The sequence below is a fragment of the Roseovarius lutimaris genome (assembly GCF_900115165.1).
Classification (GTDB): domain Bacteria; phylum Pseudomonadota; class Alphaproteobacteria; order Rhodobacterales; family Rhodobacteraceae; genus Roseovarius; species Roseovarius lutimaris.
This window is the reverse complement of the sequence record NZ_FOVP01000014.1, coordinates 64,418-79,102: the sequence shown is the minus strand read 5'-3', so window position 1 is coordinate 79,102 and position 14,685 is coordinate 64,418. Positions and strand designations below refer to the sequence as shown.

Sequence of the window (14,685 nt, the reverse complement as noted above, 5' to 3'; positions counted from 1 at the left end):
GATTTCCCCCGGACCACCCCCCGAGCCAAAGGACATCAGTATGGAGGCGGATTATACCATCATCGGCGGCGGCGTTGTCGGCCTGTCGGTGGCCTGGGGCCTTTTGAACAAGGGCCGCCGGGTGATTGTTCTGGATGGCGATGACGGATCGTTTCGTGCCAGCCGGGGTAATTTCGGCCTTGTCTGGGTGCAATCCAAAGGCATGGCACAACCCCGCTACGCCCGCTGGTCACAGACCTCTGCCGCCGCATGGCGCGGGTTTGCCGACACGCTTGGCGATGCAACCGGGCGCGATGTCGGGCTGGAACAGAACGGCGGTTATGACCTGCATTTCTCGGAAGAGACCCTTGCGGCGCGGGTCAGGGATTACGAGGGGTTGAAGTCCAAACTTGGCGGCGATTACCCCTACGAGGTGCTGGGTCATAACGCCCTGCGCAAGCAAGAACCGGCCATTGGCCCCAAGGTGGTCGGCGCGATCCTGCATCATCAAGACGGGCATGCCAATCCGCTGCGCCTTTTGAAGGCGTTGGCCGATGACGTGCGCCGCCGGGGCGGGCAGGTTTTGACCGGCAAGATGGTCACCGATGTGACCAAGGCCGATATCTTTACCGTAACCTGCGCCGATGGCACGGTGGTGAAATCCGCCAAGGTGATCCTCTCCGCCGGGCTTGGCGCGATGACGCTTGGCCCCAAACTTGGGTTTATCGCCCCGATCCGGGCACAGCGCGGGCAGGTTCTGATCACCGAAAAACTTCCAAAAATGATCAACCGCCCCTCGCTTGTCGCGCGGCAGGTCGATGAGGGCGGTATTCAGATCGGCGCCACCAATGAAGAGGTGGGCCTTGATGACCGCGTGACGCAGCCGGGCCTGTCGGGCCTTGCCGCCGAAGCGATTGCCGCCTTTCCCGCCCTTGCGCGCGCCCAGCTTGTGCGCAGCTGGGGGGCGCTTCGGGTGTTGTCGCCGGATGGTTTGCCGATTTATCAGCAAAGTGAAACCATGCCGGGGGCGTACCTTGTCACCTGTCACAGCGGCATCACCCTTGCCGCAGCACATGCGACGCTTTTGCCGGAATGGCTTGAGGGCACTGAAAAGGCCCCTGATCTGGAGGTGTTCAGTGAACAACGCTTTGCCGTTTGAGGATCTTGAGGCGGGCCGCGCGCGTGTCGCGGTGAGCTTTGGAGGACAGGACCTGCACCTGCCCGAGGGGGCCAACCTTGCCGCTGCCCTGCTTGGGGCCGGGATCACGACCTTTCGCCATACGCCTGCGTCTGGTGCGCCGCGCGGCCCGTTTTGCATGATGGGGGCCTGCTTCGACTGTCTTGTCGAGGTCGATGGCGTGACCCGTCAGGCCTGCATGATGGAGGTCAGTGACGGGCTGGTTCTGGACATGCCGCAAGCGGGGGAAAGGTGATGGCGCGGGTCGATCTTGCGATTATCGGGGCTGGTCCTGCGGGCATGGCGGCGGCGCAATTGGCGGCGGGCAAGGGCCTGTCGGTCTGCATTCTGGATGAACAGCCACGCGCCGGCGGACAGATTTACCGCGATGTTGACCGGGTTGCGCCGCTGCGCGGTGACCTTCTGGGCAAGGAGTACATCGAAGGGCGTGCCCTGACCGCCGGGCTTGGCGCGCCGGGGATCACCCATCTGGCGGGGGCCGTGGTCTGGGCCATCGAGGAGGGCCCGCGCCTTGCCTACACGCAGGATGGCAAGGGCGCGCTGATTGACGCACGTCATGTGTTGCTGGCCACTGGCGCGCTTGAGCGACCGATGCCGCTGCCGGGTTGGACCTTGCCGGGGGTGATGACGGCGGGCGCGGGGCAGATCCTGCTCAAGCAATCGGGGGTTATGGCGCGGCGCGCAGTGCTGGTCGGCTCTGGCCCTCTGCTTTATCTGATCGCGGCCCAGATGGTGCGTGCGGGCACGCCGCCGCTGGCCATGGTCGAGACCCAGACACGCGGCGATTTCACGGGGGCGTTGCGCCATATTGGCGGGGCGCTGCGCGGCTGGCGCTATCTGCTCAAGGGGCTTGGGTTGCTCAACGAAATCCGCCGCGCCGGGGTGGTGCGCCATACGGGGGCGCATGGCATTGCGATCACCGGCGAGGGGCGTGCCGAAGCGGTCGAATTTACCGCCTTTGGCAGGGCGCATCGCATCGCTTGCGACACGGTATTTCTGCACCACGGGGTGGTGCCCAATACCCAGGCTGCGCGGTCTGTCGGGGTGGCGCATTGCTGGAACACGCAGCAACGGTGTTTCGTGCCAGAGCTTGATGGCTGGGGCGCCACCTCGGTCGGATGTCTTCATATCGCGGGGGATGGCGCGGGGATCGGCGGCGCAAAGGTGGCGGCGCTTGCCGGGCGTCTGGCGGCGCTCGATATTGCCGCTCGTCTTGAGGCGATCGACGCGACTGCGCGCGATACCGAAGGCGCGTCATTGCGCCGCGCGATGCTATCCGAGCTTGCGGCGCGCCCGTTTCTTGATGCAGCCTATCCGCCGCTGCCAGAAGCGCTTGCGCCGGCCGACAAGACAATCATATGTCGGTGTGAAGAGGTGACGGCAGGGGATATTCGCGGCTATGCAAGGCTTGGCTGTATCGGCCCGAATCAGACCAAGGCCTTTGGCCGTGCGGGGATGGGCCCCTGTCAGGGGCGTTATTGCGGGCTAAGCGTGACGCAGATTTTGGCCAAGGAAAATAGCCAGAGCCACGACGCGACCGGATACTATCGCATTCGCCCGCCGCTCAAGCCGGTGACGCTTGGCGAATTGGCGGCGATGGACGATGCGCCGGAGGCGGCAGAATAACCTAGCCGGTCGTGTCAACCGATTGCCCGGCGATCAGATGGGTGATCTCTGCCGCGGCCTGCGCCACCGCCGCGCCGAACTCGGCGATCTGGGCGTCGGAAAACCGACTGCTGGGGCCCGAGATCGAGACCCCGGCGCAAGGCTCGCCCCGGTCATTGAAAATCGCGCTGCCGATGCAGGACATGCCGTCGTAGCGCTCATTGCGATCAAACGACCAGCCCCGCGCGCGGGTTTTTGCCAGATCGTCAAACAGAGCCTTTGGGGTGACATGGGTCTGCTCGGTAAACCCCTTTAGGCCGGCGCCCTTGAGCAGGGACAAAAGCCGATCCTTGGGCAGGGCGGCCATAATCGCCTTGCCGGTGCCCGAGGCATGCATTGGCGTGCGCGATCCGGGCGGAAAGAACGCGCGGATCGGGTTCTGGGTCTCGACCTGGCCGATAAACACCACCTCGGCGCCATCGCGTACCGCAAGATTGGCGGTTTCGCCGGTCTGTTCCATCAGGCGGCGCATCACCGGGCGCCCGACATCCGACAGGTTGGTGCGCTTGAGAAAGGCAACCCCGGTGCGATAGGCCTCGATGCCGATGCTCCAATCCTGACGCTCGTCGTCAAAGCGCACGAAATCGCGCTTTTGCAGGGTGGTCAGAATGCGGTGCGTGGTGGCGGTCGGAATGCCAAGCGCCAGCGACAGATCGGTCAGCGTCGCGCGGTCCTCGCGCGCAACGGCAACCAGCACGCTGAGCGCGCGATCCAGCGATTGCATGGTTCCGGCCGAGCTTTCGCCAAACTGGGATTTGGGGCGACCACGGGCGCGTTTGGGGGGTGTCATGGCGCGGGTTCCTTCGGTAGACATTTGCATGCAATTAAAAAATATTTTCATTAATAATAATAGGGGAAATGTGGAAAAAGAAAAATGACCGTAAAACAAAGGATTGCGTATTTTATTTTAATAATGAAAAATGCTTTCAAGAAAATTGCAGAAAATCGAATCCTGCGGCACTATAGGTCATCACCGAAAAAGGATGACGGCTATGTCAGATCAAAATCCAGTCTTTATTCCGGGCCCCACCAACATGCCCGACCGGCTGCGCCGTGCGATGCAGGTGCAGACCCAGGATCACCGCTCGCCCGCGTTTGTCGAGACGCTGACGCCTGTGCTTGAGGGCTGTAAAACGGTTTTTCGCACGACAACCGGCACCATCATCACCTTTCCCGCCAGCGGCACCGGCGGCTGGGAGGCGGCGATTTCCAACACGCTCAGCCCCGGCGATACGGTTCTTGTGGCGCGCTATGGCATGTTCAGCCATCGCTGGATTGATATGTGCCAACGGCACGGGTTGAACGTGCAAATCATCGAATGCCCCTGGGGGAGCGGTGCGCCCGCCGACAAGTTTCAGGAGGCGTTGAGCGCCGACGCCGATCACGCCATCAAGGCGGTTCTGGTCACCCATAACGAGACCGCAACCGGCGTGAAATCCGATATTGCCGCCGTGCGCCGCGCGATGAACACCGCCAACCACCCGGCGATGATGTTTGTCGATTGCGTCAGCTCGCTTGGCTCGATGGAATTCCGCATGGATGACTGGGGCGTGGATATCGCGGTATCGGGCTCGCAAAAGGGGTTCATGCTGGCCACCGGCATGGCAATCCTTGCCGTCAGCCCCAAGGCGATTGCTGCGATGGACACCGCCAAACTGCCGCGCACCTTCTTTGATTTCCGCGACATGATGAGCGCCAACGCAGGCGGCGGATACCCCTATACGCCGCCGTTGCAGTTGATCTATGGCATGGCTGAAAGCCTCAAGATGCTGTTCGAGGAAGGGCTTGAAAACGTCTATGCCCGCCATCACCGTCTGGCGACCGGCGTGCGCCGTGCGGTTGATGCCTGGGGGCTCAGGCTGGTGGCGCAAAGCCCTGAGCTTTACTCTGATACGGTCAGCGCGGTGTTCGTGCCCGAGGGCTTTGACAGCAACGCCCTGATCGAGCATGTTTTTGCCACCTATGGTGTCAGCTTTGGCATCGGCATGGGCGAGATGAACGGCCGGGCGTTTCGGATCGGCCATCTTGGAAGCCTGACCGACACGATGGTTCTGTCGGGTCTTGCAACCATTGAAATGGCGATGGCCGATCTAGGCTACCCCGTTAAGCTTGGCAGTGGGGTTGTCGCCGCGCAGGAGTATTTCCGCGCCACCACCAAACCCGCCCTGGCCAAGGCGGCCTGAAGGAGAGACCGGAATGCTTGATATCAAAACGGCCAGCGAATTGACGATCGGCGACATGCTGGCGGCGCGCGAGCGGATCGCGCCCTATGTTCACCGCACGCCGGTTCTGACCTCGTCCTATCTCAATGATCTGACCGGGGCAGAGCTGTTCTTCAAATGCGAGAACTTTCAAAAGGCCGGAGCGTTCAAGGTGCGCGGCGCGTCGAACGCGGTCTTTGGTCTTAGCGACGAGATGGCCAAACGCGGCGTCGCCACCCATAGTTCGGGCAATCACGCGCTTAGCCTGAGCTATGCCGCCGGGCGTCGTGGTATCCCGTGCCATGTGGTGATGCCACGCACCGCGCCCGAGGCGAAAAAGGCCGCCGTGCGCGGCTATGGCGGCATCATCACCGAATGCGAACCCTCGACCACAAGCCGCGAAGAGGTGTTTGCCCGGGTTCAGGCCGAAACCGGCGCCGAATTCGTGCATCCCTATAACGATGTGCGGGTGATCGCGGGGCAGGCGACCTGTTCGGCGGAACTTCTGGAACAGACCGAGGGCCTAGACGCGGTGGTCGCGCCGATTGGCGGCGGTGGCATGGTGTCGGGCACCTGTCTGACGCTGTCGAACCTCGCGCCGGGCGTGAGAATCTATGCCGCAGAGCCCGAACAGGCCGATGACGCCTATCGCAGCTTCAAGGCCGGTCATATCATCGCCGATGATGCGCCGGTGACGGTGGCCGATGGGCTCAAGGTGCCGCTCAAGGAAAACACCTGGCATTTCGTGTCCCATGACGTGACCGATATCCTGACCGCCAGCGAGCAGGAAATCATCGACGCGATGAAGCTGACCTGGCAGCGCATGAAGATCGTGATCGAGGCAAGCTGCGCCGTGCCGCTGGCCACGATCCTGAAGAACCGCGAGACCTTTGCCGGCAAACGTGTCGGCGTGATTATCACCGGTGGCAATGTCGATCTCGACACGCTTCCCTGGATCAAGTGAGGATACTGAAATGAACAAGCCTGTGACATTTGACGATCTCGAAGTCGGCTTTGACGTGCCTGCCCTGCCGGGCATGGACGAGGCCGATATCCAGACCCCCTGCCTTGTGCTGGATCTGGACGCGCTTGAGCGCAACATCAAGAAAATGGGCGATTTCGCCAAATCCCACGGTATGCGCCACCGGGTGCATGGCAAGATGCACAAATCGGTCGATGTGGCCCTGTTGCAGGAACGCCTTGGCGGGTCGTGCGGGGTCTGCTGTCAGAAGGTGTCAGAGGCCGAGGTGTTCGCCCGTGGCGGCATCAAGGATGTGCTGGTCTCCAACCAGGTGACGCAACCAGAAAAGATCGACCGGCTTGCCCGCATGCCCAAACTGGGCGCGCGCACCATTTGCTGTGTCGATGATCTCGACAATGTCGCCGACCTTTCGGCGGCGGCGCAAAAGCATGGCACGCAAATCGAATGCCTTGTCGAGATCGACGTTGGCGCGGGGCGCTGTGGCGTGCAATACGGGCAGCCAGTGGTTGAGCTTGCCAAAGCGATCGAGGCCGCGCCGGGCCTGAAATATGCCGGCATCCAAGCCTATCAGGGCGCGATGCAGCATATGGACAGCTACGAGGATCGCAAAGCCAAGACCGATATCGCCATTCAGCAAGTGTCCGATACGCTTGACCTTCTAAAGGCCGAAGGAATCGAGAGCGATATCGTTGGCGGCGGCGGCACCGGGTCGTATTACTTCGAGAGCGCTTCGAATGTGTTCAACGAATTGCAATGCGGGTCCTATGCCTTCATGGATGCCGATTACGGTCGTATCCTCGACAAGGACGGCAACCGGATTGACCGTGGCGAGTGGGAAAATGCGTTGTTCATCCTGACCTCTGTCATGAGCCATGCCAAACCCGACAAGGCGATTGTCGATGCTGGCCTCAAGGCACAGTCGGTCGATAGCGGCCTGCCGACCGTTTATGGCCGGACGGACGTGGAATATGTCAAATGCTCGGATGAGCATGGCGTTGTCGCCGACCCCAAGGGCGTGCTCAAGGTCAATGACAAGCTCAAACTGGTGCCGGGTCACTGCGATCCGACCTGCAACGTGCATGACTGGTATGTCGGTGTGCGGGGTGGCAAGGTTGAAACCCTCTGGCCGGTCTCGGCGCGCGGCAAGGCGTACTAAGTCCTCGACCGCAGACTACAAGGGCGGCCCGCTTGGTGTGGGCCGCCCCTTTCAAACCATAAGACTGTTGGAGATGAACGAGATGAGCGCCAATACCGATGACGGGCTGCTGATTGTCAGCGAAGAGATTTGCGAACAGGTCATTCGCCGGCCCGATGCCTTTTCGGCCGTCGAGGCCGTGTTCGGCGCCATGGCGCGCGGTGATGCCTATAACTTTCCGGTGGTCCGCGAGGCGATTGGCCATGCCGATGCGTTGTACGGCTTCAAGTCGGGCTTTGATCGCGCGGGCATGGTTCTTGGCGTCAAGGCGGGCGGCTATTGGCCGGGCAATATGGCCAAGGGGCTGACCAATCATCAATCGACGGTCTGTCTGTTTGATCCTGACACCGGGCGGCTTGTGGCGCTTGTCGGCGGCAACTACCTGACGGCGCTGCGCACGGCGGCCTCCTCTGCGGTGTCGATCGCCCATCTGGCGCGCAAGGATGCGAAGGTTTTGGGCATGGTCGGCGCCGGCCATCAATCGACGTTTCAGTTGCGTGCCGCCGTTGAGCAGCGCGATTTCGAGCGTGTCGTCGCCTGGAATCCGCATCCCGACATGCTGCCGCGTCTGGCGGCGGTGGCCGAAGAACTTGGCCTTGCCTTCGAGGCGGTCACGCCCGAGGGCCTTGGCGCGCAGGCCGATGTGATCATCACAATCACAAGCGCGTTTGAGCCGCTGATCATGGCCGATTGGATCAAGCCGGGCACACATATCGCCTGTATGGGCACCGATACCAAAGGCAAGCAGGAGGTCGATCCGGCGCTGTTCAAATCGGCCACGGTCTTTGCCGATGAGATCGCGCAATCCATCACCATCGGCGAGGCCCAGCATGCGGTGGCCAGCGGGCTTATCGGCGAGGGTGACCTGACGGCGATTGGCGAGGTGATCAACGCCACCCATCCGGGCCGCAGCAGCGATGACGAGATCACGCTTTTTGACGGCACCGGCGTCGGCCTACAGGATCTGGCGGTGGCCTCGGTCGCGGCGCGGCTTGCGCGCGAACAGGGGCTGGTCACTCCGGTCGCGCTTTGACGGTCAGGGGGGCGCTGTGCCGCCCCCCTGTGCCGGTCCCGTGGCCAGCTCAAACGCGCGCAGGCTGTCGCGGAAGATTTCCATGAATTCCAGCGTGATCATCGAGGGATGCTTGTGCAACGGGCGCACCAATGCCAGACGGTGCGGCACTGCGGGCGCAAAGGCACGAAACGCCAGTCCGCGCCCGGCGTAACCGGCGGCATCCAGCTCGCTGATGATCGACAGGCCGACACGGCGCAAAACCAGCTCGCAGGCGGCGGTGAACTGTCGCGTCTCGACAATCGAATTGATCTCGACTCCCTCAGACAGGAACACCTCGTTCAACTCGCGGAAAAAGGCGGAATCGCGTCGGGTGTGGATAAGCCGCTGATCGGCAAGATCGGCGGGGGTGATCACCTCGCGCGCCAAAAGCGGATGATCCTCGGGCATCACGCAGACCGAGCGGACCGATATCGTTTCGCTGGTGACCGCCGGATGAGCATCAAAACTGTCGGTGATGGCGAAATCATATTGCTCGCCGACGATCCATTCCAGAATGCGTTCGGGGCGGTCGGGCTCTATTGTAGCGGTAACGCCGGGGCGCTCTGCCAGAAACCGCGCCAGAACCCCGGGCAGATGGCTTGTGGCAAAGCCCGGCAAGCAGGCAATGCGCAGATGCCCGGCCTTGCGGTCGTTCAAATGGCGGCTCACCTCGCCGATATGATCAAGCATTTCCAGAAGCCGGTGAATATCGGGCAGCAAAAACCGCGCCTCTTGCGTCGGGATAAGGCGCCCGTTGCGACGGTCAAAAAGCTGAAAGCCGACCTCGGAGGCAAGATCGGACAGCAGACGGCTGACGGCAGGTTGCGAGATGCCCAGCCCTTCGGCGGCGCGGGTCATTGACCCGGTCTCGGCAACGCATTCAAGCGCTTCCAGCTGTCTGAGGCGCAGGCGAGCGGGCATAGGCGACCTTTCCCTGTCTCGGGAAAGTATATGACAATAATATGATATTATAAATAGGCAAGAAAAAGCTGTATTGTATTATGCTTGTTTCCGTGTAGCGTATTCCCTATTCGAACACCGCGGCGGACGGCACAGCGCGGTCCGCCATGTCACCTGGGAGGAAAACATGCAAAAGACTGCCTTTGGCGCATTGCTCGCCGGAACCACGATGTTGTCGCCAATGGCGGCGATGGCCGAGACCGAGATTGAATTGTGGCATGCCTTCACCGGGCGCCTGGGCGAATTGGTCGCCGCGCAGGTCGAGAGCTTTAACAACGGCCAAAGCGATTATACCGTAGTGGCCACCCATAAGGGCAACTATTCGGAAACCCTGAACGCCGGCATCGCCGCCTTTCGCGCCGGTGAACAGCCGCAGATCCTGATGGTGTTCGAGGTCGGCACCGCCACGATGATGGCGGCCGAGGGTGCGATCAAGCCGATCTATCAGGTCATGTCCGAGGCCGATGCCGAGTTTGACCAGGATGCCTTTATCGGCGCGGTCAAAGGCTATTATACCACCGCGAACGGGGAAATGCTGTCGCTGCCGTTCAACTCGTCCACGCCGGTTCTCTGGGTCAATCGCGACGCGCTGGATGGTGCAGGCATCGACCCCGATACCGACCTCTCCACCTGGCAGAATGTCGATGCGGTGCTGGACAAGCTGAAAGACGCGGGCCACGACTGCCCGCTGACCACCGCCTGGCAGAGCTGGATTCACCTTGAAAACCTCTCGGCCTATCATGACGTGCCTTTCGCCACCAAGGATAACGGCTTTGCCGGGCTCGATACCGAGCTAGCCCTGAACGGGCCGGTTCAGGTTCAGCATATCTCGCAGATGGGCGAATGGGCCGATGAGGGCAAATTCATCTATGCCGGTCGCCGCAACGAGGGCGGCGCCAATTTCCGCGCTGGCGAATGCGCGCTCTTTACCGAAAGCTCTGCCGGATATGCCGGGATCAAAGCCGAGGCGCAGTTTGACTTCGACGTGCGTCCCTTGCCCTATTGGGAGGGCGTCAAAGGCGCGCCGCAGAACACTATCATCGGCGGGGCGTCGCTCTGGGTGATGGCGGGCCATGACGCCGAGGAGTATGAGGGCGTCGCGGCGTTCCTGAACTTCCTGTCGTCGGTCGATGTTCAGGCGAAATGGCATCAGGATACCGGATACCTGCCGATCACGATTGCGGCCGGCGAAAAGACCCGCGCCGACGGGTTTTATGACGCCAATCCCGGCACCGATGTGGCGGTGATCCAGATGACCGCGAAACAACCGACGGCGAATTCAAAGGGGCTTCGGCTTGGCTCATTCGATCAGATTCGCGGCATCATCGACGAAGAGCTAGAGGCGGTCTGGTCCGGTGACAAGGACGCCCAGGCGGCGCTTGACAGTGCGGTCACGCGCGGCAATCAGTTGCTGCGCCGGTTCGAGCAGGCCAACCGCTAGGCCGGTTGCGATCGGGCCGGACGCGTTGCCCCGGCCCGTTTGACCCAAGGGGCAGATCATGGAAAAACGCGTCACCTTCAAAGGCTGGCTTTTGCCGCTCTGCCTGATTGCGCCGCAGGTGGTCATCTCGGCGGTGTTTTTCTTTTACCCGGCGGGGCAGGCGGTGTGGCAATCGCTTTTCATCCCCGACCCGTTCGGCCTGTCGTCGCGGTTCGTGGGGCTTGGCAATTTCGAATACCTTCTGGGCGATCCCTATTACCGAAGTGCATTTGTGACCACGGCGATCTTTTCGACGCTGGTCACGCTGACCGCGATGGTGCCGGCGCTGTTCCTCGCGGTGCTGGCGGATCGACTGGTGAATTCGGCGGGGGTTTATCGCACGCTGTTGATCTGGCCCTATGCGGTGGCCCCGGCGGTGGCGGGGGTGCTCTGGCTGTTCATGTTCAACACCCGCGTCGGCGTGGTGGCTTGGTATCTGGGGCAATTGGGTTATGACTGGAATCACGTGTTGAACCAGGGCGAGGCGATGGGCCTTGTGGTCGTCGCCTCAAGCTGGGGGCGGATCAGCTATAACTTTTTGTTCTTCTTTGCAGCGCTTCAGGCGGTGCCGCGTTCGATCATCGAGGCGGCGGCAATTGACGGCGCGCGGTTCTGGCGCCGGTTCTTTACCATCGTCCTGCCGCTGCTGTCGCCAACCACGTTTTTCCTCTTGGTGGTCAACGTGGTCTATGCGTTTTTCGAGACCTTCGGCGTCATTCACACCATCACCGGCGGCGGGCCGCAACAAGCGACCACGATCCTTGTCTACAAGGTGTTCTCCGACGGTTTCGTCGGTCAGGATCTGGGGTCGTCTGCCGCGCAATCGGTGATCTTGCTGGTGGTTGTCGGATTGCTGACCGTGGTACAGTTCAAATACATCGAAAAGCGGGTGCATTACTGATGGCGCGCGAGATTACAGGCATGGTCGAGCGGCGCGGTATGGGCCTTTGGCTGACGCATCTGTTGATGATCATTGGGGTGCTGGTGATCTTCTTTCCGATCTGGCTTGCCTTTGTCGCCTCGACCGTGACCCAGCCCGAGATCGTGCAGCCGCCAATGCCGCTCTGGCCTGGCGATCGGTTCGTTGAAAACTACACTGCCGCGCTTTTCTCGGGGGTGAATGTGCCGGTGCTGACGATGTTGGCCAACTCGATGGTGATGGCCATCGGAATCGCGGTGGGCAAGATCATCATCTCGCTTCTGTCGGCTTTTGCGATTGTCTATTTCCGCTTTCCGGGGCGCAACATCTTCTTCTGGCTGATCTTCCTCACCCTCATGCTGCCGGTCGAGGTGCGCATCGTGCCGACCTATGAGGTGATCGCAGGCTTTGGCATGCTCAATAGCTATTCCGGCCTGATCTTTCCGCTGATCGCCTCGGCGACGGCGACCTTTCTGTTCCGGCAATTCTTTCTGACCGTGCCCGATGAATTGGCCGAGGCGGCGCGGGTCGATGGCGCAGGCGCGATGCGGTTTTTCTGGGATATCCTTTTGCCGATGAGCCGCACCAACGTGGCGGCGCTGTTTGTGATCCTGTTTATCTATGGCTGGAACCAGTACCTCTGGCCGCTTCTGATCACCACCGATCCGTCGATGAACACCATCGTGATGGGCATCAAGCAGATGTTCCCGTCGGGCGACGATGTGGCCGATTGGCCGGTGATCATGGCCACCTCGATTTTGGCGATGGTGCCGCCGGTGGTGGTGGTCATTTCAATGCAGAAACTGTTTATCCGCGGGCTTGTGGACAGCGAGAAGTAACACAATGGCAACTGTAGACCTCGACAATATCAAGAAACGCTTTGGCGCAACCGAGGTGATCAAGGGCGTCAGCCTGAGCGTGCAGGACGGCGAATTTGTCGTGATCGTCGGGCCCTCGGGCTGTGGCAAGTCCACGCTTTTACGGATGGTCGCCGGGCTTGAGACGATCAGCGAGGGTGAATTGCGGATCAATGGCACACGCGCCAATGACCTTGAACCGATGGATCGCGATATTGCCATGGTGTTTCAAAATTACGCGCTTTACCCGCATATGAGCGTGGCGCAGAACATGGGCTATGGCCTCAAGATCGCGGGGCTGCCCAAGCCCGAGATTGCCGCCAAGGTCGCCGAGGCGGCCAGGCTTTTGCAGCTGACCGAATTGCTGGATCGCAAGCCCAAACAGCTTTCGGGCGGGCAACGGCAAAGGGTGGCGATGGGGCGCGCCATCGTACGTGCGCCGTCGGTCTTTCTGTTTGACGAGCCGCTCTCGAATCTTGACGCCAAGCTTCGGGTGCAGATGCGCCTTGAAATCAAGGAGCTGCAATCGAAACTCGGTATCACCTCGCTTTACGTGACCCATGATCAGGTCGAGGCGATGACCATGGCCGACCGGATGATCGTGATGAATGGCGGGGTGGCCGAACAGATCGGCACGCCGCTGGACGTCTATGAGCGCCCCGAGACGCTTTTTGCGGCGCAGTTCATCGGCAGCCCCTCGATGAATGTGATTGCGGCTGAGGCGCATGAGGGCGCCCTGCATTTTGGTGGCGTCACCTTGCCCGCCCCGACAGGGATCACGGGGCCGGTCATGCTCGGGCTACGCCCCGAGCATCTGTCGCCAAATCCTGACGGACCTGTTGAAATGCAGGTGATGCTGGCCGAACCGCTTGGCGCGAACACGCTTTTGCATGGCAAGCTGGCCTCGGGGGCGGGCTTTACCGCAAGCCTGCCGGGCGTTCACCGGGTCATGCCGGGCGAGGCATCGCTGCGCCTGTCGATTGAGCCGCAGAATCTGCATCTTTTCGATGCAGAGACCGGGCGGCGGATTGGCTAATCTGCCTTGGCGTCTTCCGCGGCTTCGATTTTTTCGCGCATTGCATCGCTTTCAAACGTCGCCCAGGGCCGGTCTGTGCCGGTGGGCGGCAGATCGCTTGCCTTATGGTTGAGATGCAGATGCGTCTTGGCGATAAAGTTGCCGGTGACCGGCGCGGTCAGGAACAGGAACAGCGTGATCATCAGCTCGTGAAACGAAAAATTCCCGTTGATGAAATGCATGTAGAGCATCGAGGCGACAAGCGCCCCGCCAACCCCAAGGGTCGTGGCCTTGGTCGGCGCATGCAGGCGCATCATCGGGTCTGGCAGCTTGATAAGCCCGAAAGAGCCGACCAGCCCGAAAATGCCGCTGATCACCAGACAGACCGAAACCAGAATTTCTATGATCATTGTCCTGCCCCCTTATTCGATAATGTCGCCACGCAGCATGAAGCGCGTGAAGGACACGGTTGAGATAAAGCCGGTCATGGCAATGATCATCGAGGCTTCGAAATAGACGGTCGTGCCTTCGAGGATGCCAAACAGGGCCAAAAGCGCGATGGCATTCACCACCAACGTATCAAGCGCCAGGATGCGGTCGCCGGGGCCGGGGGCCTGAATGATGCGATAGATGTTCATCAACAGGGCCAGCCCGTAACAGGAAAAGGCAAACAGGAGGGCATATTCGATCATTCGAAAATCTCCTTCAGGCGCCGTTCATAGCGGCTCTTGATGTCGTCGCGCACCGCGTCGGGATCGGGGGCATCGAGGCAATGGACCAAAAGGCTCCGGCCATCCGCCGACAGATCGCTGGACACGGTGCCGGGGGTCATGGTGATCGTGCCCGCCAGCACGGTAATCGCCTCGGGGGTGCGCAGATCAAGCGGGATGCTGATCCAGGCGGGTTTGATATTGGCGTTGGCCTTGAACAGGACGATATAGGCGACCTGCACATTGGCGACGATGATATCCCAGATCACCAGAAGCACATAGCCGATGATGCGCGGCACACTCGTAAGGCGCGGGCTGTTGGGCCAATAGGGCGAGGTGATGACCGGAATGATCAGCCCGAGGATCGTTCCCAACAGAAGATTCCCAAGCGTCAGCTTGTTCACCAGCATCTGCCAGACAACGATCAGCGTCAGGGTTAGCAAGGGATGGGGCAGTATCTTGCGCAGCAT

General features: G+C 61.1%; 16 protein-coding genes. 11 read left to right on the top strand and 5 right to left on the bottom strand.

Annotated features, from left to right (window positions below; all coding sequences use genetic code 11):
* Positions 1-40: 40 nt before the first annotated feature.
* Genes BMZ91_RS13115 through BMZ91_RS13105 form a run of 3 tightly spaced genes read left to right on the top strand, consistent with a single transcriptional unit; the run spans position 41 to position 2,803 of the window.
* On the top strand, positions 41-1,138 hold the full coding sequence (locus BMZ91_RS13115; RefSeq protein ID WP_092839618.1) for an NAD(P)/FAD-dependent oxidoreductase: 1,098 nt from the start codon (positions 41-43) through the stop codon (positions 1,136-1,138).
* Positions 1,116-1,412: a (2Fe-2S)-binding protein gene (locus BMZ91_RS13110; RefSeq protein WP_245736373.1), complete on the top strand. Its 297-nt coding sequence runs from the start codon at positions 1,116-1,118 to the stop codon at positions 1,410-1,412. The genes BMZ91_RS13115 and BMZ91_RS13110 overlap by 23 nt, the downstream gene beginning before the upstream one ends.
* A complete protein-coding gene (locus BMZ91_RS13105) occupies positions 1,412-2,803 on the top strand; it encodes an FAD/NAD(P)-dependent oxidoreductase (protein WP_092839612.1) in 1,392 nt (463 codons plus the stop codon). Before BMZ91_RS13110 ends, BMZ91_RS13105 begins: the two co-directional genes overlap by 1 nt.
* A gap of 1 nt (position 2,804) precedes the next feature.
* Here the strand turns inward: BMZ91_RS13105 and bhcR are convergent, their stop codons facing one another.
* Positions 2,805-3,632, bottom strand: coding sequence for an HTH-type transcriptional regulator BhcR (bhcR, locus tag BMZ91_RS13100; protein ID WP_092839809.1), 828 nt, complete (start codon positions 3,630-3,632; stop codon positions 2,805-2,807).
* Positions 3,633-3,834: 202 nt separating this feature from the next.
* On the opposite strand from bhcR, the gene bhcA reads away from it, so the two are divergent.
* The 4 genes from bhcA (at position 3,835) to bhcD (ending at position 8,253) form a co-directional block, all read left to right on the top strand.
* A complete protein-coding gene (bhcA, locus tag BMZ91_RS13095) occupies positions 3,835-5,025 on the top strand; it encodes an L-aspartate--glyoxylate aminotransferase BhcA (protein WP_092839609.1) in 1,191 nt (396 codons plus the stop codon).
* Between the two features lie 13 nt (positions 5,026-5,038).
* Entirely contained in the window at positions 5,039-6,007 is a 969-nt protein-coding gene (bhcB, locus tag BMZ91_RS13090) for a beta-hydroxyaspartate dehydratase BhcB (protein WP_092839606.1), read from the top strand.
* Between the two features lie 10 nt (positions 6,008-6,017).
* Positions 6,018-7,181, top strand: coding sequence for a 3-hydroxy-D-aspartate aldolase BhcC (gene bhcC / locus BMZ91_RS13085; RefSeq protein WP_092839602.1), 1,164 nt, complete (start codon positions 6,018-6,020; stop codon positions 7,179-7,181).
* Positions 7,182-7,254: 73 nt separating this feature from the next.
* The gene (gene bhcD, locus BMZ91_RS13080) at positions 7,255-8,253 is read left to right on the top strand and encodes an iminosuccinate reductase BhcD (RefSeq protein WP_092839599.1); all 999 of its coding nucleotides are present in this window, start codon (positions 7,255-7,257) and stop codon (positions 8,251-8,253) included.
* A gap of 3 nt (positions 8,254-8,256) precedes the next feature.
* On the opposite strand, the gene BMZ91_RS13075 is transcribed toward bhcD, so the two are convergent.
* Positions 8,257-9,195, bottom strand: coding sequence for a LysR substrate-binding domain-containing protein (locus tag BMZ91_RS13075; RefSeq protein WP_092839596.1), 939 nt, complete (start codon positions 9,193-9,195; stop codon positions 8,257-8,259).
* A 166-nt stretch (positions 9,196-9,361) separates the two neighbouring features.
* Between BMZ91_RS13075 and ugpB the strand changes: the two genes are divergently transcribed.
* Genes ugpB through BMZ91_RS13055 form a run of 4 tightly spaced genes read left to right on the top strand, consistent with a single transcriptional unit; the run spans position 9,362 to position 13,526 of the window.
* The gene (ugpB, locus tag BMZ91_RS13070; protein WP_092839593.1) at positions 9,362-10,675 is read left to right on the top strand and encodes a sn-glycerol-3-phosphate ABC transporter substrate-binding protein UgpB; all 1,314 of its coding nucleotides are present in this window, start codon (positions 9,362-9,364) and stop codon (positions 10,673-10,675) included.
* Positions 10,676-10,733: 58 nt separating this feature from the next.
* Positions 10,734-11,615, top strand: a complete 882-nt coding sequence (gene ugpA, locus BMZ91_RS13065) for a sn-glycerol-3-phosphate ABC transporter permease UgpA (protein ID WP_092839590.1) — start codon at positions 10,734-10,736, stop codon at positions 11,613-11,615.
* Positions 11,616-11,635: 20 nt separating this feature from the next.
* Positions 11,636-12,472 (top strand): sn-glycerol-3-phosphate ABC transporter permease UgpE, encoded by an 837-nt coding sequence (gene ugpE, locus BMZ91_RS13060; protein ID WP_092839806.1) that lies wholly within the window; start codon positions 11,636-11,638, stop codon positions 12,470-12,472.
* A gap of 4 nt (positions 12,473-12,476) precedes the next feature.
* Positions 12,477-13,526 carry an ABC transporter ATP-binding protein gene (locus BMZ91_RS13055; protein ID WP_092839587.1) on the top strand — a complete coding sequence of 350 codons (1,050 nt, stop codon included), beginning with the start codon at positions 12,477-12,479 and terminating at the stop codon, positions 13,524-13,526.
* Here BMZ91_RS13055 and BMZ91_RS13050 read toward each other — a convergent pair.
* From BMZ91_RS13050 to BMZ91_RS13040, 3 genes are read right to left on the bottom strand one after another with little or no spacing between them, the layout of a single operon-like run.
* Entirely contained in the window at positions 13,523-13,915 is a 393-nt protein-coding gene (locus BMZ91_RS13050) for a Na+/H+ antiporter subunit G (protein WP_092839584.1), read from the bottom strand. The two genes, BMZ91_RS13055 and BMZ91_RS13050, sit on opposite strands and share 4 nt — an antisense overlap.
* Before the next feature lie 12 nt (positions 13,916-13,927).
* The gene (locus BMZ91_RS13045; RefSeq protein WP_092839581.1) at positions 13,928-14,197 is read right to left on the bottom strand and encodes a K+/H+ antiporter subunit F; all 270 of its coding nucleotides are present in this window, start codon (positions 14,195-14,197) and stop codon (positions 13,928-13,930) included.
* Positions 14,194-14,685 carry a Na+/H+ antiporter subunit E gene (locus tag BMZ91_RS13040; RefSeq protein WP_092839578.1) on the bottom strand — a complete coding sequence of 164 codons (492 nt, stop codon included), beginning with the start codon at positions 14,683-14,685 and terminating at the stop codon, positions 14,194-14,196. Before BMZ91_RS13040 ends, BMZ91_RS13045 begins: the two co-directional genes overlap by 4 nt.

Bases quoted from the DNA above. Each gene is read 5' to 3' on its own strand.
- BMZ91_RS13115 (WP_092839618.1), top strand. From the start codon at position 41: ATGGAGGCGGATTATACCATCATCGGCGGCGGCGTTGTCGGCCTGTCG.
- BMZ91_RS13105 (WP_092839612.1), top strand. From the start codon at position 1,412: ATGGCGCGGGTCGATCTTGCGATTATCGGGGCTGGTCCTGCGGGCATG.
- bhcR (WP_092839809.1), bottom strand. From the start codon at position 3,632: ATGACACCCCCCAAACGCGCCCGTGGTCGCCCCAAATCCCAGTTTGGC.
- bhcA (WP_092839609.1), top strand. From the start codon at position 3,835: ATGTCAGATCAAAATCCAGTCTTTATTCCGGGCCCCACCAACATGCCC.
- bhcB (WP_092839606.1), top strand. From the start codon at position 5,039: ATGCTTGATATCAAAACGGCCAGCGAATTGACGATCGGCGACATGCTG.
- bhcC (WP_092839602.1), top strand. From the start codon at position 6,018: ATGAACAAGCCTGTGACATTTGACGATCTCGAAGTCGGCTTTGACGTG.
- bhcD (WP_092839599.1), top strand. From the start codon at position 7,255: ATGAACGAGATGAGCGCCAATACCGATGACGGGCTGCTGATTGTCAGC.
- BMZ91_RS13075 (WP_092839596.1), bottom strand. From the start codon at position 9,195: ATGCCCGCTCGCCTGCGCCTCAGACAGCTGGAAGCGCTTGAATGCGTT.
- ugpB (WP_092839593.1), top strand. From the start codon at position 9,362: ATGCAAAAGACTGCCTTTGGCGCATTGCTCGCCGGAACCACGATGTTG.
- ugpA (WP_092839590.1), top strand. From the start codon at position 10,734: ATGGAAAAACGCGTCACCTTCAAAGGCTGGCTTTTGCCGCTCTGCCTG.
- ugpE (WP_092839806.1), top strand. From the start codon at position 11,636: ATGGTCGAGCGGCGCGGTATGGGCCTTTGGCTGACGCATCTGTTGATG.
- BMZ91_RS13055 (WP_092839587.1), top strand. From the start codon at position 12,477: ATGGCAACTGTAGACCTCGACAATATCAAGAAACGCTTTGGCGCAACC.
- BMZ91_RS13050 (WP_092839584.1), bottom strand. From the start codon at position 13,915: ATGATCATAGAAATTCTGGTTTCGGTCTGTCTGGTGATCAGCGGCATT.
- BMZ91_RS13045 (WP_092839581.1), bottom strand. From the start codon at position 14,197: ATGATCGAATATGCCCTCCTGTTTGCCTTTTCCTGTTACGGGCTGGCC.
- BMZ91_RS13040 (WP_092839578.1), bottom strand. From the start codon at position 14,685: ATGCTGCGCAAGATACTGCCCCATCCCTTGCTAACCCTGACGCTGATC.